At 42.3% G+C, this 21,543-nt stretch carries 21 protein-coding genes and 1 pseudogene; 10 read left to right on the forward strand and 12 right to left on the reverse strand.

Annotated features, from left to right (window positions below; translation table 11 throughout):
- The first annotated feature begins 2 nt into the window (after nt 1–2).
- Entirely contained in the window at nt 3–812 is an 810-nt protein-coding gene (bioC, locus tag C3Y93_RS12815; RefSeq protein ID WP_104853108.1) for a malonyl-ACP O-methyltransferase BioC, read from the forward strand.
- Entirely contained in the window at nt 809–1,459 is a 651-nt protein-coding gene (bioD, locus tag C3Y93_RS12820; protein WP_096902081.1) for a dethiobiotin synthase, read from the forward strand. The genes bioC and bioD overlap by 4 nt, the downstream gene beginning before the upstream one ends.
- A 368-nt stretch (nt 1,460–1,827) precedes the next feature.
- On the opposite strand, the pseudogene rluB reads toward bioD, so the two are convergent.
- The 5 genes and pseudogenes from rluB to C3Y93_RS12845 form a co-directional block, all read right to left on the reverse strand.
- Nucleotides 1,828–2,748, reverse strand: a pseudogene (rluB, locus tag C3Y93_RS12825) (23S rRNA pseudouridine(2605) synthase RluB); the annotation flags it as partial.
- 41 nt (nt 2,749–2,789) lie between these two features.
- The gene (gene scpB, locus C3Y93_RS12830; protein ID WP_104853109.1) at nt 2,790–3,383 is read right to left on the reverse strand and encodes an SMC-Scp complex subunit ScpB; all 594 of its coding nucleotides are present in this window, start codon (nt 3,381–3,383) and stop codon (nt 2,790–2,792) included.
- The gene (locus C3Y93_RS12835) at nt 3,380–4,174 is read right to left on the reverse strand and encodes a segregation and condensation protein A (protein WP_104853110.1); all 795 of its coding nucleotides are present in this window, start codon (nt 4,172–4,174) and stop codon (nt 3,380–3,382) included. The genes scpB and C3Y93_RS12835 overlap by 4 nt, the downstream gene beginning before the upstream one ends.
- 233 nt (nt 4,175–4,407) lie before the next feature.
- A complete protein-coding gene (locus tag C3Y93_RS12840) occupies nt 4,408–5,025 on the reverse strand; it encodes an L-threonylcarbamoyladenylate synthase (protein WP_104853111.1) in 618 nt (205 codons plus the stop codon).
- A 91-nt stretch (nt 5,026–5,116) separates the two neighbouring features.
- Nucleotides 5,117–5,779 carry an elongation factor P hydroxylase gene (locus tag C3Y93_RS12845; RefSeq protein ID WP_104853112.1) on the reverse strand — a complete coding sequence of 221 codons (663 nt, stop codon included), beginning with the start codon at nt 5,777–5,779 and terminating at the stop codon, nt 5,117–5,119.
- Between the two features lie 98 nt (nt 5,780–5,877).
- Here C3Y93_RS12845 and C3Y93_RS12850 point away from each other — a divergent pair, with 98 nt between their 5' ends.
- From C3Y93_RS12850 to lysM, 6 genes are all read left to right on the forward strand, one after another.
- On the forward strand, nt 5,878–6,435 hold the full coding sequence (locus C3Y93_RS12850; protein ID WP_104853113.1) for a YceD family protein: 558 nt from the start codon (nt 5,878–5,880) through the stop codon (nt 6,433–6,435).
- 76 nt (nt 6,436–6,511) lie between these two features.
- Nucleotides 6,512–6,697 carry a 50S ribosomal protein L32 gene (gene rpmF, locus C3Y93_RS12855; protein WP_000290730.1) on the forward strand — a complete coding sequence of 62 codons (186 nt, stop codon included), beginning with the start codon at nt 6,512–6,514 and terminating at the stop codon, nt 6,695–6,697.
- 204 nt (nt 6,698–6,901) lie between these two features.
- Entirely contained in the window at nt 6,902–7,888 is a 987-nt protein-coding gene (gene fabD / locus C3Y93_RS12860) for an ACP S-malonyltransferase (protein ID WP_096902067.1), read from the forward strand.
- Nucleotides 7,885–8,619 carry a 3-oxoacyl-ACP reductase FabG gene (fabG, locus tag C3Y93_RS12865; RefSeq protein WP_019837736.1) on the forward strand — a complete coding sequence of 245 codons (735 nt, stop codon included), beginning with the start codon at nt 7,885–7,887 and terminating at the stop codon, nt 8,617–8,619. The genes fabD and fabG overlap by 4 nt, the downstream gene beginning before the upstream one ends.
- An 83-nt stretch (nt 8,620–8,702) precedes the next feature.
- On the forward strand, nt 8,703–8,939 hold the full coding sequence (gene acpP / locus C3Y93_RS12870; protein WP_001279871.1) for an acyl carrier protein: 237 nt from the start codon (nt 8,703–8,705) through the stop codon (nt 8,937–8,939).
- A 255-nt stretch (nt 8,940–9,194) separates the two neighbouring features.
- Nucleotides 9,195–9,668 carry a peptidoglycan-binding protein LysM gene (lysM, locus tag C3Y93_RS12875; protein WP_070152986.1) on the forward strand — a complete coding sequence of 158 codons (474 nt, stop codon included), beginning with the start codon at nt 9,195–9,197 and terminating at the stop codon, nt 9,666–9,668.
- Between the two features lie 558 nt (nt 9,669–10,226).
- On the opposite strand, the gene C3Y93_RS12885 is transcribed toward lysM, so the two are convergent.
- From C3Y93_RS12885 to C3Y93_RS12900, 5 genes are all read right to left on the reverse strand, one after another.
- Nucleotides 10,227–10,718 carry a pyridoxamine 5'-phosphate oxidase family protein gene (locus C3Y93_RS12885; protein WP_104853115.1) on the reverse strand — a complete coding sequence of 164 codons (492 nt, stop codon included), beginning with the start codon at nt 10,716–10,718 and terminating at the stop codon, nt 10,227–10,229.
- Nucleotides 10,719–10,999: 281 nt separating this feature from the next.
- A complete protein-coding gene (locus tag C3Y93_RS12890; RefSeq protein WP_104853116.1) occupies nt 11,000–12,283 on the reverse strand; it encodes a ribonucleotide-diphosphate reductase subunit beta in 1,284 nt (427 codons plus the stop codon).
- 139 nt (nt 12,284–12,422) lie between these two features.
- Entirely contained in the window at nt 12,423–12,557 is a 135-nt protein-coding gene (locus C3Y93_RS14525) for a hypothetical protein (protein ID WP_265087825.1), read from the reverse strand.
- Nucleotides 12,558–12,593: 36 nt separating this feature from the next.
- A complete protein-coding gene (locus tag C3Y93_RS12895; RefSeq protein ID WP_104853117.1) occupies nt 12,594–12,908 on the reverse strand; it encodes a hypothetical protein in 315 nt (104 codons plus the stop codon).
- Between the two features lie 106 nt (nt 12,909–13,014).
- A complete protein-coding gene (locus C3Y93_RS12900; RefSeq protein WP_104853118.1) occupies nt 13,015–15,837 on the reverse strand; it encodes a ribonucleoside-diphosphate reductase subunit alpha in 2,823 nt (940 codons plus the stop codon).
- A gap of 589 nt (nt 15,838–16,426) precedes the next feature.
- Between C3Y93_RS12900 and bfmR the strand changes: the two genes are divergently transcribed.
- The gene (bfmR, locus tag C3Y93_RS12905) at nt 16,427–17,143 is read left to right on the forward strand and encodes a response regulator transcription factor BfmR (RefSeq protein ID WP_004972318.1); all 717 of its coding nucleotides are present in this window, start codon (nt 16,427–16,429) and stop codon (nt 17,141–17,143) included.
- Between the two features lie 62 nt (nt 17,144–17,205).
- A complete protein-coding gene (gene bfmS, locus C3Y93_RS12910) occupies nt 17,206–18,873 on the forward strand; it encodes a sensor histidine kinase BfmS (protein WP_104853119.1) in 1,668 nt (555 codons plus the stop codon).
- Between the two features lie 99 nt (nt 18,874–18,972).
- Here the strand turns inward: bfmS and putP are convergent, their stop codons facing one another.
- Complete coding sequence (gene putP / locus C3Y93_RS12915) at nt 18,973–20,463, reverse strand: sodium/proline symporter PutP (RefSeq protein ID WP_104853120.1); 1,491 nt, start codon at nt 20,461–20,463, stop codon at nt 18,973–18,975.
- A 222-nt stretch (nt 20,464–20,685) separates the two neighbouring features.
- Nucleotides 20,686–21,543, reverse strand: coding sequence for an SPFH domain-containing protein (locus C3Y93_RS12920; protein WP_004972306.1), 858 nt, complete (start codon nt 21,541–21,543; stop codon nt 20,686–20,688).

A 21,543-nucleotide genomic window follows, 5' to 3' on the forward strand; every position in this document is an offset into this window, starting at 1 on the left:
GTATGCGTATAGATAAGGCACAAGTGGCACAGCGTTTTGCCCGCGCTCATCAGAGTTATAAAACGCATGCCGTGGTACAGCAGCAAATTTGTCAGCAGTTAATGGCAAAAATGCAGCAATATATTGTGCAGCAAAAGTTGTCAGATCAACCTCAGCCTTGCTTTAAAAACGTCTTGGAAATTGGCTGTGGTTCAGGGAATTTAACCGACTTGCTACTGCGTGAATTTCAAATTCAACAGCTGACTTTAAATGATTTATATGCCGAAGTGTTGCATGCGTATCTGCATCATCCTCAAACAACTAGTACGCAAATTCATGGCTTAATTGGCGATATAGAACAGCTCGATTTTCCGCAGTCTTTGGATTTAATTTGTTCGAGTTCGGCTTTGCAATGGGTGGAAGATTTTGGAGCATTATTGCGTAAGGCGAATCAAGCGTTAAAGCCGCAAGGGTATTTGTGCTTTTCGACGTTTGGCCCTCAAAACTTGACTGAAATTAAGCAATTAACAGGTCAAGGCTTACATTATTTGAGTATGGATGCGTTACAACAACAGCTTAAACAGCAGGGCTTTGAAGTATTACACTGTTCAGAGCAGCTTGAATCATTAAGTTTTGAACATCCCAAACAGATTTTGCAGCATTTAAAAGCCACAGGTGTCACGGGTACAGCACAAGGGCAGCGTTGGAACAAAACGACTTTAACCGAATTTTATCGGGGCTATGAACAGTTTAGTCAGCAGCATAGCTCACAGCAAAAAAGTTATACGCTCACGTATCATCCTATTTATTGTCTTGCACGGAGAATGCCATGACAGCTCAAGTCTATTTTGTGAGTGGTATTGATACAGGGATTGGCAAAACCTATGCCACGGGTTATTTAGCCAAGACCATGAATGAACAGGGTATTCAGACCATTACCCAAAAACTGATTCAAACAGGCAATCAAGACGTTTCAGAAGATATTGAGCAGCATCGTAAAATTATGGGCAGTGAATGGTTGCCTGAAGATGATGACAAACTCACCATGCCTGAAATTTTTAGCTATCCTGCTTCACCGCATTTGGCTACACAAATTGATGGTCGTGAGATTGACTTTGCTAAAATTGAGGCTGCGACTGCGCAACTGGCAGCAAAGTATGATGCAGTATTATTAGAAGGTGCGGGTGGACTCATGGTGCCGCTGACCACAGACCTACTCACCATCGACTATATTGAGCAAAAACAATATCCTGTTATTTTGGTGAGTTCTGGGCGTTTGGGCAGTATTAACCACACTTTGCTCAGTTTGGAAGCTTTAAAAACACGTGGTTTGAATTTACATGCATTGGCATATAATTTGAACGATGAATCACAAGACCCTTTAATTTCGCAGGATACTGCCAAATATTTAAAAAATTATTTGTCAAAAAGCTTTCCAAAAGCACAGTGGATTGAAATTCCTGTATTGCCAAATATTTAATTTTTATTATTTTTTGTCCAACCAATTTGCCCAATAAAAAAGCCACACATGAACGTGTGGCTTTTTATCAATTTGGCGTATTTCAGCTTTTAGAATTTTTTAAAGCTTTTATTGCCAAACGGTTTGCGTGGTGCATTTTCGTCACGGCGTTCACGGTTGCCGTAGCTGTTACCATCCTGACGTGGTTCTCGGTTGCCGTAGCTATTGCCATCTTGATGACGTTCACGGTTGCCATAGCTGTTACCATCTTGGCGACGTTCACGGTTGCCATAGCTGTTGCCATCTTGGCGACGTTCGCGGTTGCCATAGCTGTTACCATCTTGACGACGCTCACGGTTGCCGTAACTGTTACCGTCTTGGCGTGGTTCGCGGTTGCCGTAACTGTTACCGTCCTGACGACGTTCACGCGGTGCAAAACCTGTGTTTTGTGCAGCTTCTTCGGTGTCACGACGTTGCTGACGCAAGAAACCACCACGACGTGCTGCCAACGGTTTTTCCTGCATACGCTCATTGCGACGTTTTGCCATGCCGTACAAACCTGTGCCTTGACGTGGTTTTAACTCAACCGCTTTGGCAAGGTTATCGATGTCATTTTTATCCAATTCCATCCAGCGACCTGTACGTAATTCACGCGGTAAAATTACCGTGCCGTAACGGGTACGCAATAGACGGCTGACTTTCAGACCTTGTGATTCAAAAATACGACGAACTTCGCGGTTACGACCTTCTTTTACCACCACTTGATACCAGCGGTTAATACCATCACCGCCAATTTCAGAGAAAGATTCAAACTTGGCAGGGCCATCATCTAGCACTACGCCGCGCAGCATGTTGTTTTTCAGTTGTGGTGTCACTTCACCCATCACACGAACTGCATATTCACGTTCAATTTCGTTCGATGGGTGCATTAAACGGTTGGCGAGTTCACCGTCATTGGTAAACAACAATAAACCTGTCGAGTTAATATCCAGACGACCAACCATCACCCAGCGATCATTTGCAATTGCAGGTAGGTTGTCAAATACAGTTGGGCGCTGTTCTGGGTCATTACGTGAGCAAATTTCGCCTTCTGGTTTGTAATAAATCAGAACACGACGACGAATTTCATCTTCAATTTGGAACTGAACTTTACGACCATCGATGCGAAGCTCATCACCTGGTTCGATTCGTTCACCCACTTGGGCAACTTGGCCGTTGACACTCACACGACCAGCGGCAATGACTTCTTCCATATAACGGCGAGAACCCAAGCCTACTCGTGCGAGTACCTTTTGCAACTTTTCACTCATGACAGCACAACCTTAGAAATGATCATCAACAGTTTACCTATTCAAGACACAGACGCAGATGCATCGAGTGCCATGAAAGCTTCCTTGGCATCCTGTAGGGGAGGCAATTGGCTTAAGGAATTCAAGCCAAACGCATTTAAAAATTGGGGCGTTGTAACTAACAACGCAGGTCTTCCTGGGAGTTCTCGAAAGCCAGATTCCTTAATCCAGTTCCAATCAAACAATGTGCGTAAAATTTGACTATTGTTTGATACTCCACGAATTTGTTCAATATCTGCTCGGGTCACAGGTTGGTGGTAGGCAATCACCGCCAGTATTTCTAGCAGTGAGGGCGAAAGTCGGGTCGGACGTTCAGGCCACACCTGTGTAATAATTGTACGATACTTTGCCCGCACCTGAAAACGGAAACCTTGTGCGGTTTCGATCAGTTCAATCGAGCGACCATGTTGTAGCATGGCAAGTTGTTGTAAAAACTGACGTAATTGTGTTTTGCTATATTTATCCTGAAAGGCTTCTTTTAGGCGCGCCAAAGACACTGCGCTATCACTGGCAAAAATAATAGCTTCAAGTTGCATCAGCACTTCATGCTGTTGCTCACCTTCAGACAGGTTTGAAACAATCTGTTCTGAGTTCATGCCTGCGCCCCTTGAATACTCAATGGTGCTTCAATACCACTGCTGATAATGCACACTTTTTGCTGGCGAGTCAGTTCTAAAATCGCCATAAAGGTCACAACCATGCCCATGCGTCCCTGACTTGGTTTTAGCAACGCATCAAAACTCAGTACTTCACCCGATGCGAGTTTGGCTTCAATAAATGCAATCCGTTCTTCAAGTAAAACAGGTTCTTGCAAAATTTGATGGGTCACAGGTTCAGGACGGTTAAAAATGCAGAACAACGCATCACGTAATTGATCGGCCGCATAGCCGACATTATTCACAGCAGTGTGTCCTAAGCCAACATTGGTGGCAAAGGTATCACGTTCTAAAACTGGCATTTGCCCAAGGCGTTCCGCCGCTTGCTTGACTCTTAAATATGTTTCTAGGCGGTCAATCAGCTCTTGTTTCGGGTCTTTCTCAATTGCACTGGCGCTTGGTGCTTTTGGCAATAACAGCCGTGATTTTAAATCGGCCAATAGTGCAGCCATCACCATATAGTCAGCAGTGAGCTCAATATTCAGTGATTTCATGGCATCCATATACGACAGATATTGCGATGCAATCGGGGCAATATCTAACTGGAGTAAATCGAAGCCATTTTTTTGAATCAGGTAAATTAGAAAGTCGAGTGGTCCTTCGAAATGCTCTAACAGAATTTCAAATGCTGCAGGAGGAATATATAAATCCTCTGGAATCGACTCTTGCCATTCATCTAACACACGAATGTGTTGGGCAGGTTCCATCGCATTGTGGAGGGATTGATTCATTACAGTATTGGGCCACGCGAATTTTCAAAAGCATGCAAACGCTATTTCCGCTTTAGATAGGAGGAGCGGTAGAGAAATAGCACAAAATTAATAGCGGCTAGTCTAAAGGATATCGTGGTTGAAATAAATCTGTTCTACAGCCAAATGTCAAAAAAAGCCAAAAATAAATAGGGGTATTTTCTTGGGTGATGATGTTACAAAGATAACAAATACAGCGTGAATAAAAGGAGTGCTTATTCAAAAGCACTCACATCACCCACACCACGACGTACAATTTGCGGGCTGTCACCCGACAAGTCCACAATACTGGTGGTGCTGAGTGTGCCTAAGCCACCATCAATCAGTACGTCTATGCGTTTGCTGAGCTGTAAATCAATCTCGTAAGGATCATCTAAAGGGTCTTCCTGACCTGGTAAAATCAGGGTGCTGGTCAGTAAAGGTTCACCCAGCTCTTTCAGCAGCATGCGGCAAATTGGATTGCTTGGAATACGCAAACCAATGGTTTTTTTATTCGGATGCATTAAGCGACGTGGCACTTCACTGGTCGCAGGTAAAATAAAGGTCGTCACCGCTGGGGTATTGTTTTTTAGTAGACGATACATGGCATTGTCTACTTTGGCGTAGGTGGCAATGTCAGATAAATCGGCACAAATAATGGCGTATTGGTGTTTAGCACCTAAACCACGAATTTGTGAAATACGCTCCATCGCATTTTTGTTACCAATCTGGCAACCAATTGCATAGGCAGCATCGGTTGGATAAATCACCACATCGCCCGCGCGTATGCGTTCAACCGCTTGGCTGATGAGACGCGGCTGCGGATTTTCAGGATGTACTCTTAAATGCAACATATGAATTCCCTCAGTGCGTAATTGTGTTCGTCGCTTCATTATGAAAGGGGATGGATGTCACTTGCAATCATTGCCCCATGCTTTATTGCATTTAATCTAGATTTTTACGTTCAAATTCTTCAATTTGTAATGTTTTGCCACCTCGGGTACAGTAACAAATACATTCAATCAAGCGTTTTGCATCGCGTGGTAATTTGGCTTCGCCATTAAAATAACGCTGCACTTGTGCAAAGACATTGTCTTTAAAAGTGCTGCCATCTCCACCTTCACCCGTCAGGTTGTCTAAAGACACGCGGAATTTACGCCCAAACGCTTGAGCAAACAGCCATTCTATTGCCTGCGGCTTTATTTCGACTTGTTCAAACAAGGCTTGTTGTTCTTGAGTGCGACCATCGGGGGCATACCAATAGCCTAAATCGGACAATAGGCGGCGTTGTTCACCTGCAATGGTCCAGTGGCTAATTTCATGCAGTGCACTATTAAAGAAGCCATGCGCAAATTGAATTCGTGCAGGTTGGTCTGTTGTTGCAGGAAAGTACTCAGGTTCAAAGTCACCTTTGACCAAGTTCACATTTAGGTGGGAAAACCAGTGATTAAAGTGTAAGATGAGCCAGTCCACCTGTTCCGCTTCTGTATTCAGTTTGGCCCAGTCCGAGAGTTGCACTTGGGGGGGCGAAGTGTCAGAATTGGTGGTTGGAAGTGTGCTCACAAGTGATGAAAAATTCACTTCTGTTTGCGGCTGCAACAGATGCATGACTGTGTTACCCAAAATTGGTCTGTCTAAATAAGTACAAAATTGTATCTTAATCTTTGACAGAGTACTGATGAATTTGTAGAATTGCCGCCTTAATTATGTCAGCAAATACCTTTCCGGCACAGATTGAGCCGTTTAAATGGGCTGAACAGGGCTTTACATGGTCAGGTAACCTGCCATTGTCTCGCTTTGCTCGTATCGCCCGTGAAGCTGTTGGATCAATTGATGATCAATTGGTTAACATAGACTGTAAGCTATCAATGGATGCGTATCATCGCATTGCATGGCTAGATGGTCATATTGAAACGAAAGTTCCAATGGAATGCCAGCGTTGCTTGGGTTCTGTAGAAATAGACCTCGTTTCAGATTTTCATCTAGCTCTTGTGGATGATGAGTCACTGATAGAGCGCTTGGATGAGGATGCTGATTTCATTGTATTAGGTGAAAGTGAAGCCACCAGCAAAGGCGATTATGACTCGCCAGCGACGGCTAATTTACTGACACTTATAGAAGATGAATTGTTATTGTTGTTGCCTTTATCTCCTAAGCATGATGCTTGCGAGCATAAGCATCAACCTGCCATTCAGAACATTGCTGAAGAAAAACGTGATAATCCGTTTGATGTTTTGGCAAGTTTGAAAGGTAAACTTAACTGAAAATTATGTTATAATTTCCAGTTAAGACAACTCAATTTGTTCTGATCCATTTTTTCGATCTTTGTAAGGAGCCATCATGGCCGTTCAGCAAAACCGTAAAAGTCGCTCTCGCCGTGACATGCGCCGTTCACATGACGCTTTAACCGAGAATGCATTAACTGTAGACCAAGCTACTGGTGAAACTCATCGTCGTCACCACGTAACTAAAGATGGTTTCTACCGTGGTCGTCAATTATTCGCTAAAGCAGCAGATGCTGAATAATTGGTGATGTATTAAGCGTCAAGCTTAGTAGAAAAAATGGGAGCGTAAGCTCCCTTTTTTTGTGCCCGATTTTTGTTGTATTTGGCAATTACTAAAAGCAAAATTAAGTGTTAAATTTTCGCTCCATAACTGAGCTTACATGAGAAGGTGTGGATTGTAGCTGCTAAAAACTACAATTTGCGCATCTTAATTAAAGGATTTTTTATGTCTGCTAAACGACTCGAGCAAGCAGCTCAAGCCACTAAAACTGCATTTGTCTTTCCTGGTCAAGGCTCACAAAAAGCCGGTATGTTGGCTGAGCTTGCAGAACAGTTTAGCGGTGTGCGCGAAACATTTGCAGAAGCCTCTGAAGCAATTGGCTTTGACTTATGGCACATTGCACAAAGTGGTGAAGGTTTAGACCAAACAGAATTTACTCAGCCGGTATTACTCACTGCAAGTATCGCATTATGGCGTGTGTGGTTAGAGCTGGGTGGTGTTGCACCAAAATACTTGGCAGGGCACTCATTAGGCGAATACAGCGCATTGGTTGCAGCAGGCAGCCTAAGCTTGGGCGATGCAGTCAAATTGGTGAACTTACGTGGTAAGTTAATGCAAAATGCTGTACCACAAGGGCAGGGCGCTATGGCGGCTATTTTGGGTCTTGAAGATGCCAAAGTGCTAGAGCTATGTGAACAAGTTAATGTGCAAGGTCGTGGCTCGGTAGAAGCAGCGAACTACAACGCGCAAGGCCAAGTCGTGATTGCAGGCGATAAAACTTTAGTCGAAGCTGTGATGGCATTGGCTAAAGAAAATGGTGGTAAAGCTATTGCACTGCCTGTATCTGTACCTTCGCACTGTTCATTGATGAAACCTGCGGCAGAACAGTTTGCACAAGCTTTGGAACAAACTGCCATTGAGCTACCGCGTATTCCTGTAATACAAAATGTCAACGCTGGAATCGCGGCAGATGTTGCGCAATTAGGTCAGGCACTTACTGCGCAATTGTATCAATCGGTGCAGTGGACACAAACTATGCAATATCTACAAGATCAAGGTATTGAATATATCGTGGAATGTGGGCCAGGCAACGTATTGGCGAATCTTGCGAAGCGTTTACCGAATATCGAAAAAGCATTCCCACTCGACACACAAAGTCGTATGGAAGATGCGCTAAATGCCATTTTGGTGGCAGAAGGGAAAATTGCATGACACAAGAACGTAAAGTTGCATTAGTCACAGGTGCAAGCCGAGGGATTGGTGCAGCCATCGCTCAGCAACTTATTCAAGACGGTTTTTTTGTGGTAGGTACTGCCACTTCTGAAGCGGGCGCAGAAAAATTATCGGCAAGTTTTGCAGAAAACGGTGCAGGTAAAGTTTTAGATGTTCGTGATGGTGCTGCCATTGATGCCTTAGTTTCTGACATTGAACAAAGCTATGGTTCAGTTTTGGTATTGGTCAACAATGCGGGTATCACCAAAGATAATTTGTTACTGCGTATGTCAGAAGATGATTGGGATGACATTCTCAACATTCACTTAAAGGCAGTTTACCGTTTATCTAAACGTGTCTTGAAAGGCATGACCAAAGCACGTTTTGGACGCATTATTAATATTAGTTCTGTGGTGGCACATTTTGCGAACCCAGGACAAGCCAACTATTCTGCGGCAAAAGCCGGTATTGAAGCATTCAGCCGAAGCCTTGCCAAAGAAATGGGCAGTCGTCAAATTACAGTAAACTCGGTTGCGCCGGGCTTTATTGCAACTGAAATGACAGATCAGTTAAGTGAAGAAATTCGCAAAAAAATGAGTGAGCAAGTGGCATTAAACCGTTTAGGTGATCCACAAGATATCGCAAATGCAGTGAGTTTCTTGGCTTCTGACAAAGCTGGTTACATCACTGGTACAGTGTTACACGTAAATGGTGGTTTATACATGAGCTAAGCTCAAGTATAAACTTTCAAAATTTTATAGATTCAATTAAACTAACGGCATTAAAAACGCCACAAGCAATGAGGAGAATTCCTGTGAGCGATATCGAACAACGCGTTAAACAAGCGGTTGCAGAACAACTTGGTCTTAAAGCTGAAGAAATCAAAAACGAAGCATCTTTTATGGATGACTTAGGTGCTGACTCTTTAGACTTAGTAGAGCTTGTAATGTCTTTCGAAAACGATTTTGACATCACAATCCCAGACGAAGATTCTAACGAAATCACAACAGTTCAATCAGCAATCGACTATGTAACTAAAAAACTTGGTTAATTGTTGATTTCAGCTCTGCTGAAATGAAAGCCACCGCAAGGTGGCTTTTTTATGCGCTGTCATTTTTGCAAATTTGCACGCGATCATGAAAAAATGCATCTTTTTGAATGTGTGATGTGATTTACACTTTGTTACCAAGCTCGTGTCTAATCACAACCGAAGCGGCTTATTTTTTGGTTATAAATGAATGAGAACCGCAAAGTGCTTATGTAAATGAGCGACGATTTATAACAGCAGAAAAAATAGGAGCACCTCATGGGTCTTTTTGATTTTGTAAAAGGGATTGGTAAGAAAAATACAGCAGCTGCAGAACCACAAGCTGCACCAAGTACACCAGTAGAACCTTCAGCACAAGAAATTGCAAATAAGCTTTTGGGGCATGTGAAAAGTTTAGGTTTACCTGTGACAGGTTTATCGGTGAGTTATAACTCAACCACGGACTTAGCGACAGTGCGTGGACAGGTCAACAGTCAGGCAGATCGTGAAAAAATTATTCTTGCTGTGGGTAATATTGACCACGTTGCGCAAGTGGATGATCAACTCACCGTTGCAACCCCAGAACCAGAAAGTAAGTTCTATACAGTAAAATCAGGCGATACCTTATCTAAAATTTCTAAAGAGTTTTATGGGGATGCCAACCAATACAACAAAATCTTTGAAGCTAACCGTCCATTATTGAAAAATGCCGATGACATTTTCCCAGGGCAAGTGTTACGTATTCCTGCTTAATTTTCAGTGGTTTGAATAAAAAAAGGCGCGCGATGCGCCTTTCTTTATTTTGTTTATAGCACTGTTCTGTCTGTAGTTGTTCTGCTGCGGGATATTCAGGCGCAGTGGTCTGGTACTCCAATCCATCTTCAGGCTGCATATATGACAACATGGCTTTATAAATTTGACGTCCAAACTGTAAAGCGGTGACTTGTATGGTGCTAAAACTTGTGCTGTCACGTAAAAGTTCTGTGTGATACAGAATAGGTGCGGTGGCATCGCCAGTATAGAGAAATAAGCATGCAGGTTATACAGAGACTTAGCTGTCAAGTTTGCTGCAGCCATAATACTTTACGCCAGTAATTGCCTGCCATATACACGCGTGCCAAAGTGCGTTTGGCTTTGTCCAATAAAGTAATGTTCACTTTTTTGTTCTAACTGTAATAAGGCCAATAAATTTTGGGTGAGGGTGGTCATATTGAGTGGTGCTTTTTATAGATTAAAATTGGGTTTTAGGGCGTTGAGTGGCTTTTTAAGTTGCTGTTTTTATGCCAATATGTGGCTATATTGTGACCACTATTATGTTAAATGATCCATCATATTAGGGTAGCTAATCCATCTGTAGCTCTTAATTTTAAACTCTCTGACATTTGTAAAATCAGACCAAATTAATTTACTGCCCTTAGTCCATTTTAGCGATTGGATACGTCGATTAACTTTTAATTTTTCTTCTTGTGTTGCAGGTCTCAAGTCCCCAAGTTCCCCATAGAGCCTTACACCAGGATAAGAACTAAATTGACCTTGAATAAATGAAGATAACCAAAATAGCTTGCTTGAATTTACAGCACTGATGCAAATATTGTTATTTGTTTGGAGATTTTCTGCGAGTTGTTTAGAGAATGAATCGAATAGAAAGCCTGTTCCATCATCATTTAAGAAAACTGTTCCTATTGGGGTGATGTTAGGTATGCCCTCTATAGAAACACTCGCAATATTTACATGCATATTTGCTTTTTGTGCTTTAGAAAAAACATTTTTAACTAGACTCCATTTACTTAAGTCAAGATTCATTTTTATAACCCCTTATTCTATTTATTTTTAACTTACATATAATTTTAGTTCATTGATCAATAGAACTAATTTTATATTTTATAGAGTTTTTAAATTTAACATAATACAGCTTTAACTCCAAAAGCTGTTGGATATTATCCTTTTTGATTTTTTAAAGTAAATAAAAAATAGAGCCATTAGGCTCTATTTTTTTTTAGCATCATATGTCATTCAAGTTTTGCTTTCGAGTGACACGGATGTGCTGCAAATGTCATTGGATGTGTCGTTTACCGCGGTAATTATTACCAGCTCAACGCACCGCCAGTCTGGTAATCAGTCACACGCGTTTCAAAGAAGTTCTTCTCTTTACGCAAGTCCATCATTTCAGACATCCATTGGAATGGGTTGTTTACGCCAACAAACTGTTCAGGTAAACCGAGCTGACTTAAACGACGGTTACAGATGAATTTCAAATATTCTTCCATCATGCCTGCGTTCATACCCAATACGCCACGTGGCATGGTGTCACGTGCATATTCAATTTCAAGCATAGTACCTTCAAGAATCATTTGAATTACTTCTTGCTGGAATTCTGCAGTCCATAGATGCGGATTTTCAATCTTGATTTGGTTAATCATGTCGATACCAAAGTTCAAGTGCATTGATTCATCACGTAAAATGTACTGGAATTGCTCTGCAACACCATTCATTTTGTTACGACGACCCATCGATAAGATTTGGCTAAAACCACAGTAGAAGAAAATACCTTCAAGTACACAATAGAATGCGATCAAGTTGCGCAGCAAAATTTGGTCGTTTTCAGGTGTACCAGTTTTGAAAGTTGGATCACTTAAAGATTGTGTGTATTTTAAGCCCCATGCTGCTTTACGTGCTACCGATGGTACTTCACGGTACATGTTGAAGACTTCGCCTTCGTCCATACCCAAAGACTCGATACAGTATTGGTAGGCATGAGTGTGAATTGCTTCTTCAAATGCTTGACGCAAAATGTATTGGCGGCATTCTGGGTTGGTGATATGGCGATAAATAGCCAATACCAAGTTGTTTGCAACCAATGAGTCTGCAGTAGAGAAGAAACCGAGTGAACGCATTACAATAGTGCGCTCATCTTCAGTTAAGCCATTTTCAGACTTCCACAATGCGATGTCGTGGTTCATGTTGACTTCTTGTGGCATCCAGTGGTTTGCACAACCATCTAGATATTTTTGCCATGCCCATTCGTATTTGAAAGGTACAAGCTGGTTTAAGTCTGCACGACAGTTGATCATGGCTTTATCATCAACCTGTACGCGTGACGCACCCATTTCCAGTTCTTCAAGACCTGGAGCAACATCCAGTTGTTCTAGAGCGTTAGATGCTCTTGCCAACGGATCGGTTGAATCTGTTGTTCCACTTCTAAGGGTTGCAGCGGGTTGTGCAGTTGCCACAGGCGTCTGTGGTTGCTCTGCATCAGATACCATCTGCGGATCATGCGCTTTTTGCGGCTCGACGGGCGCAGACTTGTGTTCAGGAGCAGCCGGTTTTTGCGAATCATCTTCGAAATCGTCCCAACTTAGGATAGACATATCAATTCTCTCTTCGTTGCTTTATATCTTTTATGGACATCCAGCCACGCTGAGATGTCTTACTATACGCTTAATTTGTGAAAGCAAAATTAAGTTTTGCTCATCTTGCTCTGAAAAATGTACGTTCTGATCAAGCTGTTCACGACTTATTTTGCTTTCGCTGTTGTTTCACCGCTTGCACCCAAAAGTAAGCAATCGGTGCGTAAAACAATACAACAAAGGAAATCAGCAAGACCGCAAGTCCTAACATATAGTTGTGGGTCATGTGTGGCATGGTGGTTTCCTTTGATTTTTAATAAATAACTTCCCATTAAAAGAAGTTATTTGAAAAAGTATGAGTTGGAGCTTGAATAACCAACAGGTGATAAATTAATGGGGCAGAAAACAGCCACCAGTACTTTTTTATCAACCTGAAAGTAATTTTAAAAAGCTTTTGGCTCATTTGTTGATTTGGGAATACTAAGCTTCCCAGATCAACCAAGTGGTTTAAATTATCTAACAGTCGTTGAAGCAGAATCCAATATAGAGAAAGAGTTTTAAACTTCTCCATTCGACTTTTATGTTCGCGTTTTTCCTGTTTTGTTAGCTTTAGTTTTTTTCTAAAGACATCTTTCTTCTTAGTCATAATCACCTTTACTTAGATAATTACGCTACATGTAGCCCATGTTTTGAAGATTTATCAGATAGGCCACAGAGGTAGCCTTTATTCTGATGTAGATACCTTTAGTTAATTATTGACAAGCTTCACAATCAGGGTTGTCAATTGAACATGCCATTGGCACTGGCGCTGCTTGAGCAAAATCTTCATCAACTGCTGCAGCTGCTTCTGGTGCAACGGCTGCCACAGGAGCTGCAGTTACGGTTGCAGGTTTTACTGCGTTCAATGCACCTGTGTTAATGGTCGATTTCTCTGCAGAAGTCGCACCCAATGCACGTAGGTAATAAGTCGTTTTCAGACCACGTAACCATGCCATTTTATAAGTCAGGTCAAGTTTCTTACCGTTTGCACCTGCAATATACAAGTTCAACGATTGCGCCTGATCAATCCATTTTTGACGACGTGATGCTGCATCTACAATCCAACGTGGCTCAACTTCAAATGCAGTCGCGAAGATTGCTTTTAACTCTTCAGGAATACGTGAAATTTTTTGTACTGAACCTTCAAAGTGTTTCAGGTCATTCACCATTACAGAATCCCACAAATCACGCGCTTTCAATGCACGAACAAGGTAAGGATTGATTACTGTAAATTCACCAGACAAGTTCGACTTCACATATAAGTTCTGGAATGTCGGCTCAATAGACTGAGAAACGCCACAAATATTTGAAATGGTTGCAGTCGGAGCAATCGCCATCACGTTTGAGTTACGCATACCATCTTTTTGAACTTTGGCACGTAAGCTGTCCCAATCCAAACGCTGTGTACGATCTACTTCAAACATACGTTCTGGACGTGATTTCGCCACAATGTCTAAAGAGTCAATTGGTAAGATACCTTGATCCCACAATGAACCTTTAAATGTTTCGTAAGTACCACGCTCAACCGCCAAGTCGCTAGACGTTTGAATCGCGTAGTAGCTGATTACTTCCATAGATTCATCGGCAAAATCAACTGCAGCATCTGAACCATAAGCCAAGTTCATCTCATAAAGCGCATCTTGGAAGCCCATGATGCCCATGCCCACAGGACGATGTTTTAAGTTTGAATTGCGTGCTTGTGGTACAGCGTAGTAGTTGATGTCGATGACGTTGTCGAGCATACGCACTGCAGTTTTAATAGTACGTGCTAATTTTTCACGGTCTAACACACCACCTTGAACGTGTTGTACAAGGTTGATAGAACCCAAGTTACATACCGCGATTTCATCTTGGTTAGTATTGAGGGTAATTTCAGTACACAAGTTAGATGAGTGCACTACACCAACGTGTTGTTGCGGTGAACGTAAGTTACATACGTCTTTGAATGTGATCCACGGGTGACCTGTTTCAAACAGCATTGACAACATTTTGCGCCATAAGTCCTTCGCACGAAGTTTCTTATGTAGCATGTTGGTTTCTTTGGCAATGCTTTCGTAGTACGCATAACGCTCAGCAAAAGCTTCGCCCGTCAAGTCGTGCAAGTCTGGTGTTTCAGATGGCGTAAACAATGTCCATTCTGCATCTTCAAAGACACGTTGCATGAACAAGTCAGGTACCCAGTTGGCTGTGTTCATATCATGGGTACGACGACGGTCATCCCCTGTGTTTTTACGCAGCTCTAGGAATTCTTCGATGTCTAAGTGCCAGGTTTCTAAGTACGCACATACCGCACCTTTACGCTTACCACCTTGATTGACCGCAACAGCAGTATCGTTCGCCACTTTAAGGAACGGAACAACACCTTGAGATTTACCGTTAGTTCCTTTGATATATGAGTTCAAGGCACGTACTGGCGTCCAGTCATTACCTAAACCACCTGCCCATTTAGACAGCATTGCGTTGTCACGCATTGCGCCATAAATGTTGTAAAGGTCATCGGAAATTGTAGTTAAGTAACAGCTTGATAACTGTGGGCGTAGCGTACCTGAGTTAAACAGGGTAGGCGTAGATGCCATGTAGTCGAAGCTAGACAATAAGTTATAGAACTCGATTGCACGTGCTTCACGGTCATCTTCATTGAGCGCCAGACCCATTGATACACGCATAAAGAACAATTGTGGAAGTTCAAAGCGTACGCCATTTGAGTGAATGAAATAACGGTCAAATAAGGTTTGCAGACCTAAATAGGTAAACTGGTTTGAGCGCTCAGGTTGAATCGCTGCAGCAAGTTTGGCAAGGTCAAACTCAAGTAAGTCTGCAGAAAGCAAATCAAGCTCAACACCTTTTTTCAGGAAAGTTTCTAATGCTTCGCCTTCAGGTGTATCTGTTGCTAAACCTAAAAACTCTAAACCTGTTGCCACCAAGTCATTACGCAATAAACGCGCAGTCACATAAGTATAGTTCGGCTCTTGCTCAATACGGGTACGGGTCGCCATCATCATGGTGGTTGAGATGTCAGACTCTTTTACACCGTTGTAGAGGTTTTTCACGGTTTCATCAATGATGGCATCTACATCAATGCCTTCTAAACCTTCTGCCGCTTTATTCACGGTTGCTTTTAAAGCACCTAAATCTAGTGGTTTAAGCTGACCGTTTGCGTCGGTCACTTGTAAAGTCGGGTGATGGTTTTCACCTGCTTGCTTACGTGCTTCTGAGCGTTGTTCACGGTAGATGACATAAGCACGAGCAACTTTTTGCTCGCCTGTACGCATAAGCGCCAGTTCAACTTGATCTTGAATTTCTTCAATATGAATGGTTCCGCCAGAGGGTAAACGACGGTTGAATGTGTTCAACACCATTTCAGTCAGTTGTTCGATCCGATCATGAATGCGGCTTGAATCGGCGCTTTGTTGACCTTCTACAGCCAGAAACGCTTTGCCAATTGCAACTGCAATTTTTTCAGCATCAAAAGCGGCAACATCACCAGTGCGTTTAATCACTTGTAATTGACCAGGGGTTGAGGTGATTACGCTCATGTCAGCATAGCTCCATTGTCATCTATTGTTATGTTTATGGACCATTAAACTGGGCAAAATTTAGGCCGCAGTGATTGAGGGATAAACACAAGACTTAGTGGTTTAAAATTGAATTGAACACAAGATACGGGAAAATTGAGGGTAGATCAATATTGACTTTTTCTTTTAAATTTTGACTATTTTAGGATTCAAATTTATCTCAAAAATACCGAATTTTGTCCTTTCGGCTATAAGCCTTATCAGACAAGGGCATAGCATAGCAAAGCTCGGAAAAACTGCTTATAGATAACCTTGTGGATAACTTTAAAAGTTGTGAGATAATTTTTCCAAAGGCGGCAAAGGCTTGATCTAGTGCAAAAAATACCCATTTTGTAACTTTATATTTCTTAAATCTGTTTAAAAATCACCAAAACTAGAAAAGTGCTATAAATTCAATGCTTAATAAAAATATAACAAAATAATACGCAGATGTATCAGTTTGGTGAACAGTATCTTGTTTACAATGTAAACGTGTGTATATTGCAAATTATATCAAGACCTATCTCTCAGATTTTAAAAGGATAGGTCGAATCCAATAAAGGGACAGGTTATGAGTCAAGAAGAAAAGTTACCAAAAATTTTAATTGTTGAAGATGATGAACGCCTTGCACGACTTACGCAGGAATACTTAATTCGCAATGGTTTGGAAGTTGGGGTAGAACCAGATGGCAACCGCGCGATTCGCCGTATTATTGCCGAGCAGCCCGACCTTGTGGTGCTTGATGTGATGTTACCAGGTGCCGATGGTTTAACCATTTGTCGTGAAGTTCGTCCACATTATCATCAACCGATTTTAATGCTGACTGCGCGTACTGAAGATATGGATCAGGTGCTAGGTCTAGAAATGGGTGCAGATGACTATGTTGCAAAACCTGTGCAGCCGCGCGTATTGTTGGCGCGTATTCGTGCTTTATTACGCCGTACCGACAAAGTGACTGAAGATGAAGTCGCACAGCGCATTGAATTTGATGATTTAGTAATTGATAACGGCGGCCGTGCTGTGACTTTAAATGGTGAGTTGGTTGATTTCACTAGCGCAGAATATGACCTGTTATGGTTGTTGGCTTCGAATGCGGGGCGTATTTTATCTCGAGAAGATATTTTTGAGCGTCTGCGCGGCATTGAATATGATGGACAAGACCGTTCAATTGATGTGCGTATTTCACGTATTCGTCCAAAAATTGGTGATGATCCTGAAAATCCAAAACGTATTAAAACTGTGCGCAGTAAAGGTTATTTGTTCGTTAAAGAAACCAACGGCATGTAATACGCTTTTTTCTGAGTCAAATACTGGCTCACATATAAAATAAGTCACATAGGACGGATTTTGTGCTTAAACACAGTATATTCTTGCGCATATATGCAGGATTGGTGATCTTAGTTGCAGTAGTTGCCATTTTGGCGTACTTATTGGTGCAAATCATCAACTATCAGCGTGCGCAAGAATATCGTGAGTCTTTAACTGATGGTATGGCTTATATTATTAGTGAAGGGATTGCACGACAACAAAACGAACAGCAAAAGAAAGACTGGATTTCTGATGCATCCGATTTGCTAGAATTACCCATCTATTATGTGCAGGCAGACAAAGTAGATTTGTCGCGCACAGAGCTTCGACGGATTAAAGAACGTAAAGCCGCTGTGCGCTATGATGCCGAAAATATGATTGCCTATATTATTTTGGGTATGAAAGATGATCCAAATCATTATTTATATATCAAGGCAGATAAAATTACAGAACGGCAAATGAAAGCTTTGCCGATTTTTGTTTTAGATTATTTGGTGTATTACCCAGGTCAGGAAAAAGAATATCTAGCCAAAATTCAGCAGCACTTTTCTTATCCAGTCAATATTAAAAATATTCAGGAACTGCCACTCGATTCTGAACAGATTGGGCGTTTAAGACTCGATCACAGCATTATTTTATATCGTGACAATGCCACCGTGCGTGGTACAACCATCTCGATTGTGTCACCGATGCCAAATTCACCCTCAGAAGTCTTGGTTTTAGGGCCTGTGCCGTTATTTAACTGGATGCCATTCCAGTTGGCAGCAGGCATTACCTTGCTCAGTATGTTTATGTTGAGTTTGGGGGTTTATGGTCTGATCTTGCCTATGCAGCGTAAGATTCGCCAAGTGAACTATGCCTTAAACCGTACTAAATCGGGCGATTTAAACATGCGTTTGCCTGTAGATGGCACAGATGAAATGGCAAGTTTGGCATCTAGCTATAACAGCATGTCTGACCATATTCAGCGTTTGATTGAAGCGCAGCGTGAACTGATGCGCGCTGTATCGCATGAGCTGCGCACGCCTGTGGCACGTATTCGTTTTGGTATGGAAATGCTGGCAGAAGAAGATGATTACGAATATCGCTTACAGCAAGTCGAAATGATTGATAAAGATATTGAGGCTTTAAACACCTTGATTGATGAGATCATGACCTATGCCAAACTTGAACAGGGCATGCCATCTTTAGAAATTGAAAAGATCGTTTTGGTTGAAGTGCTAGAGCAGGTGGCTACGGAAACAGAAGCATTGAAAACCCAAAAAGATATTCAATTGCTTGCCCCACCTGTGACTTTGGAAGTGGAAGCTGAACGCCGTTACTTGCACCGTGTGGTACAGAACTTGGTGGGCAATGCAGTCCGTTACTGTGACCATAAAGTCTTGATCAGTGGCGGTATTAACGAACAAGGCATGGCCTATGTTTGTGTGGAAGATGATGGGCCGGGGATTCCCGAACAAGACCGAGAACGTGTATTTGAAGCCTTTGCTCGTTTAGATGACAGCCGCACCCGTGCTTCAGGTGGTTATGGTTTAGGTTTATCTATTGTGAGCCGTATTGCTTATTGGTTTGGTGGGAAAATTGAAGTCGATCAGAGTCCAAACTTGGGTGGTGCACGTTTTATGATGGTTTGGCCTGCCAAACGGTTTAGTAAGGCAAGAAAAAAAGTCGCAGCAGAGAAAGAGAAAACTACAGATTCATTGACTTGATTTGAGTGTACTAAAACTTTTCTCAGACATAAAAACCAGTGCAGTTCAAGGCACTGGTTTTTTATCGCTTTTTTATCTCTATGCAGATCAATCTATAACTTAGTGCGATTCTTTATATAGCTGATCGGCCTGTTCAAAATGGTCTGTCACTTCATGACTTGGCGCTTTGCCCAATAAACTCACTACGACAATCGCAATCCAAGAACAGACAAAGCCCGGAATAATTTCATAAATACCTGTATCTGCCCAAAGGTTTTTCCAAAGAATGACCATAAGTGCGCCGACAACCATCCCCGCCAATGCACCATTTAAAGTCATGCGTTTCCAGAACAAAGACAAAATGATTAGTGGACCAAATGCTGCACCGAAGCCTGCCCAAGCATAAGAAACCAATCCCAAGACTTTTGATTCAGGATTACCCGCCATCCAAATAGCAAGCAGCGCAATCATGAGTACCATGCCGCGTCCGACCCACACCAATTCATTTTGTGAGGCATTTTTGCGTAAGAATGATTTGTAAAAATCTTCAGTTAAAGTACTTGAGCAGACCAAAAGTTGACAGCTTAGGGTACTCATAACGGCAGCTAAAATTGCAGCCAGTACCACACCTGCCACCCACGGATTAAACAGGATTTTGGTCAGTTCCATAAATACTGTTTCAGGGTTGGCATTGACCACACCTGCCAGTTCAGGATGTTGCTGGAAGTAGGCGATACCAAAAAAGCCCGCAGCCACCGCACCGCCTAAACATAGTGTCATCCATGTCATGCCAATACGACGTGCATTCGGAATAGACTTGACTGAATCAACCGCCATAAAACGCACTAAAATATGCGGCTGTCCAAAATAGCCTAAGCCCCATGCCATGAGGGAAATGATCGCGACCCAGCTTAAATCACTGACTAAATTCAGCGCCTGCGGACGAGCCGCTTCTAAAGCAAGTGTGACTTGGCTTAGGTCAGAAAAGCTGAGTAGGGTAATGATAGGGGTCAGCAAGAGCGCAAAAATCATCAAGCCAGCCTGAATGGTGTCCGTCCAGCTGACTGCCAAGAAACCACCAATAAACACATAGCTGATGGTGGCAATAGCACTAATCCACAATGCAGTGCTATAAGGCAGATCAAACATACTTTCAAATAAGCGCGCACCTGCAACCATGCCCGAAGCACAATAAATCGCAAAGAAAATTAGAATTACGCAGGCAGATACAATCCTTAAAATTTTTCTTTGATCATTAAAACGGTTAGAAAAATAATCAGGCAAAGTCAGTGCATTGTGCTGTACTTCGGTGTGTACTCGTAAACGACCTGCCACCAAAAGCCAGTTTAGCCATGCGCCAATAATCAGACCAACGGCAATCCACATTTCAGACAAACCTGAAAGATAAATGGCACCGGGCAAGCCCATCAGCAACCAACCACTCATATCGGATGCGCCTGCAGAAAGTGCGGTGACAAAACTGCCAAGACGACGACCACCTAAAATGTAGTCCGAGAAATTTCGAGTCGCGCGATAAGCCAATAAACCAATGACAATCATGGCGACAATATAAAACAGGAAAGTAATAATGGTGGGGTTGAGTGCGCTCATACAGTATCCATTTGGGTTTTGGACAGTCGATCAAAATACAGACCGCTGCTAGATGTGAGTCACTCAATTTGGTGAGTGCAGACATCTCATTTGCGGTACTGATTTCATCAATAAACGCGAAATTTAAACATACATTAAAAAATATTTCAGACTTTTTTCTGAATACGCATAAAAATAGGCAGCTTGAAAGCTGCCTATCTTCTTGATGTTTTGCTGATTTGCTTATGGATTATTGCGACCCATAACACCACGAATGGTATTCAAGACATCTGCAGGTAAGACCACAGTTTTGGCATTGTTCGATTTCGCCATATCTTGCATAGCTTTCACGTATTGCTCACCCAATAAGTACGCCACAGGAATTTCTTTATCACCTACCGCAGAGCTGACCATTTCAATAGCGCGTTGTGAAGATTCTGCCAATACAACTTGTGCTTCAGCATCACGACGCGAAGCTTCTAAACGACCATCGGCTTCTAAAATAGCCGCTTGTTTTTCACCATCGGCTTTGGTTACGGTAGCACGACGCTGACGTTCTGCTGCAGCTTGTTCTTCCATCGCTGCCTGCATGGTATGTGATGGTTTAATATCCTGAATTTCTACAGTTTTAAGGGTAATCCCCCAGTCTGAAATATCATCAGAAATGGCTGCTTTGAGTTTGGCTTTAATATGATCACGAGAAGACAAGGCGTCATCTAAATCCATTTCACCCACAATAGAACGCAATGAGGTTTGAACCAGGTTTTGAATTGCCCAAGTATAGTTTTCAATACCATACACTGCTTTTTCAGGAGTCGTGAGGTTAATGTACGCCACCGCATTCATAAGCAGAACTGCGTTGTCACGGGTAATGACTTCCTGAGATGGAATATCTAATACAATATCTTTGGTGGTGACTTTATAGGCCACTTCATCGACATAAGGAATGACGAAGTTAAGTCCCGGTGCAAGCGTGGTGTGGTATTTACCCAGACGTTGCACAATCCACTTATAACCTTGCGGAACAATTCGCACGCCTTTAAAAATGGTAATTCCAACAAAGGCTAAAATCGCTAAAACAATAATAGATCCACCAGACAT

Origin of the sequence: Acinetobacter sp. SWBY1, assembly GCF_002946595.1 — a bacterium.
In the GTDB taxonomy this organism is placed as follows: Bacteria; Pseudomonadota; Gammaproteobacteria; order Pseudomonadales; family Moraxellaceae; genus Acinetobacter; species Acinetobacter towneri.

Coding starts and splice junctions, on each gene's coding strand:
- bioC (WP_104853108.1), top strand. CDS start 3: ATGCGTATAGATAAGGCACAAGTGGCACAGCGTTTTGCCCGCGCTCAT.
- bioD (WP_096902081.1), top strand. CDS start 809: ATGACAGCTCAAGTCTATTTTGTGAGTGGTATTGATACAGGGATTGGC.
- scpB (WP_104853109.1), bottom strand. CDS start 3,383: ATGAACTCAGAACAGATTGTTTCAAACCTGTCTGAAGGTGAGCAACAG.
- C3Y93_RS12835 (WP_104853110.1), bottom strand. CDS start 4,174: ATGAATCAATCCCTCCACAATGCGATGGAACCTGCCCAACACATTCGT.
- C3Y93_RS12840 (WP_104853111.1), bottom strand. CDS start 5,025: ATGTTGCATTTAAGAGTACATCCTGAAAATCCGCAGCCGCGTCTCATC.
- C3Y93_RS12845 (WP_104853112.1), bottom strand. CDS start 5,779: ATGCATCTGTTGCAGCCGCAAACAGAAGTGAATTTTTCATCACTTGTG.
- C3Y93_RS12850 (WP_104853113.1), top strand. CDS start 5,878: ATGTCAGCAAATACCTTTCCGGCACAGATTGAGCCGTTTAAATGGGCT.
- rpmF (WP_000290730.1), top strand. CDS start 6,512: ATGGCCGTTCAGCAAAACCGTAAAAGTCGCTCTCGCCGTGACATGCGC.
- fabD (WP_096902067.1), top strand. CDS start 6,902: ATGTCTGCTAAACGACTCGAGCAAGCAGCTCAAGCCACTAAAACTGCA.
- fabG (WP_019837736.1), top strand. CDS start 7,885: ATGACACAAGAACGTAAAGTTGCATTAGTCACAGGTGCAAGCCGAGGG.
- lysM (WP_070152986.1), top strand. CDS start 9,195: ATGGGTCTTTTTGATTTTGTAAAAGGGATTGGTAAGAAAAATACAGCA.
- C3Y93_RS12885 (WP_104853115.1), bottom strand. CDS start 10,718: ATGAATCTTGACTTAAGTAAATGGAGTCTAGTTAAAAATGTTTTTTCT.
- C3Y93_RS12890 (WP_104853116.1), bottom strand. CDS start 12,283: ATGTCTATCCTAAGTTGGGACGATTTCGAAGATGATTCGCAAAAACCG.
- C3Y93_RS14525 (WP_265087825.1), bottom strand. CDS start 12,557: ATGCCACACATGACCCACAACTATATGTTAGGACTTGCGGTCTTGCTG.
- C3Y93_RS12895 (WP_104853117.1), bottom strand. CDS start 12,908: ATGACTAAGAAGAAAGATGTCTTTAGAAAAAAACTAAAGCTAACAAAA.
- C3Y93_RS12900 (WP_104853118.1), bottom strand. CDS start 15,837: ATGAGCGTAATCACCTCAACCCCTGGTCAATTACAAGTGATTAAACGC.
- bfmR (WP_004972318.1), top strand. CDS start 16,427: ATGAGTCAAGAAGAAAAGTTACCAAAAATTTTAATTGTTGAAGATGAT.
- putP (WP_104853120.1), bottom strand. CDS start 20,463: ATGAGCGCACTCAACCCCACCATTATTACTTTCCTGTTTTATATTGTC.
- C3Y93_RS12920 (WP_004972306.1), bottom strand. CDS start 21,543: ATGTCTGGTGGATCTATTATTGTTTTAGCGATTTTAGCCTTTGTTGGA.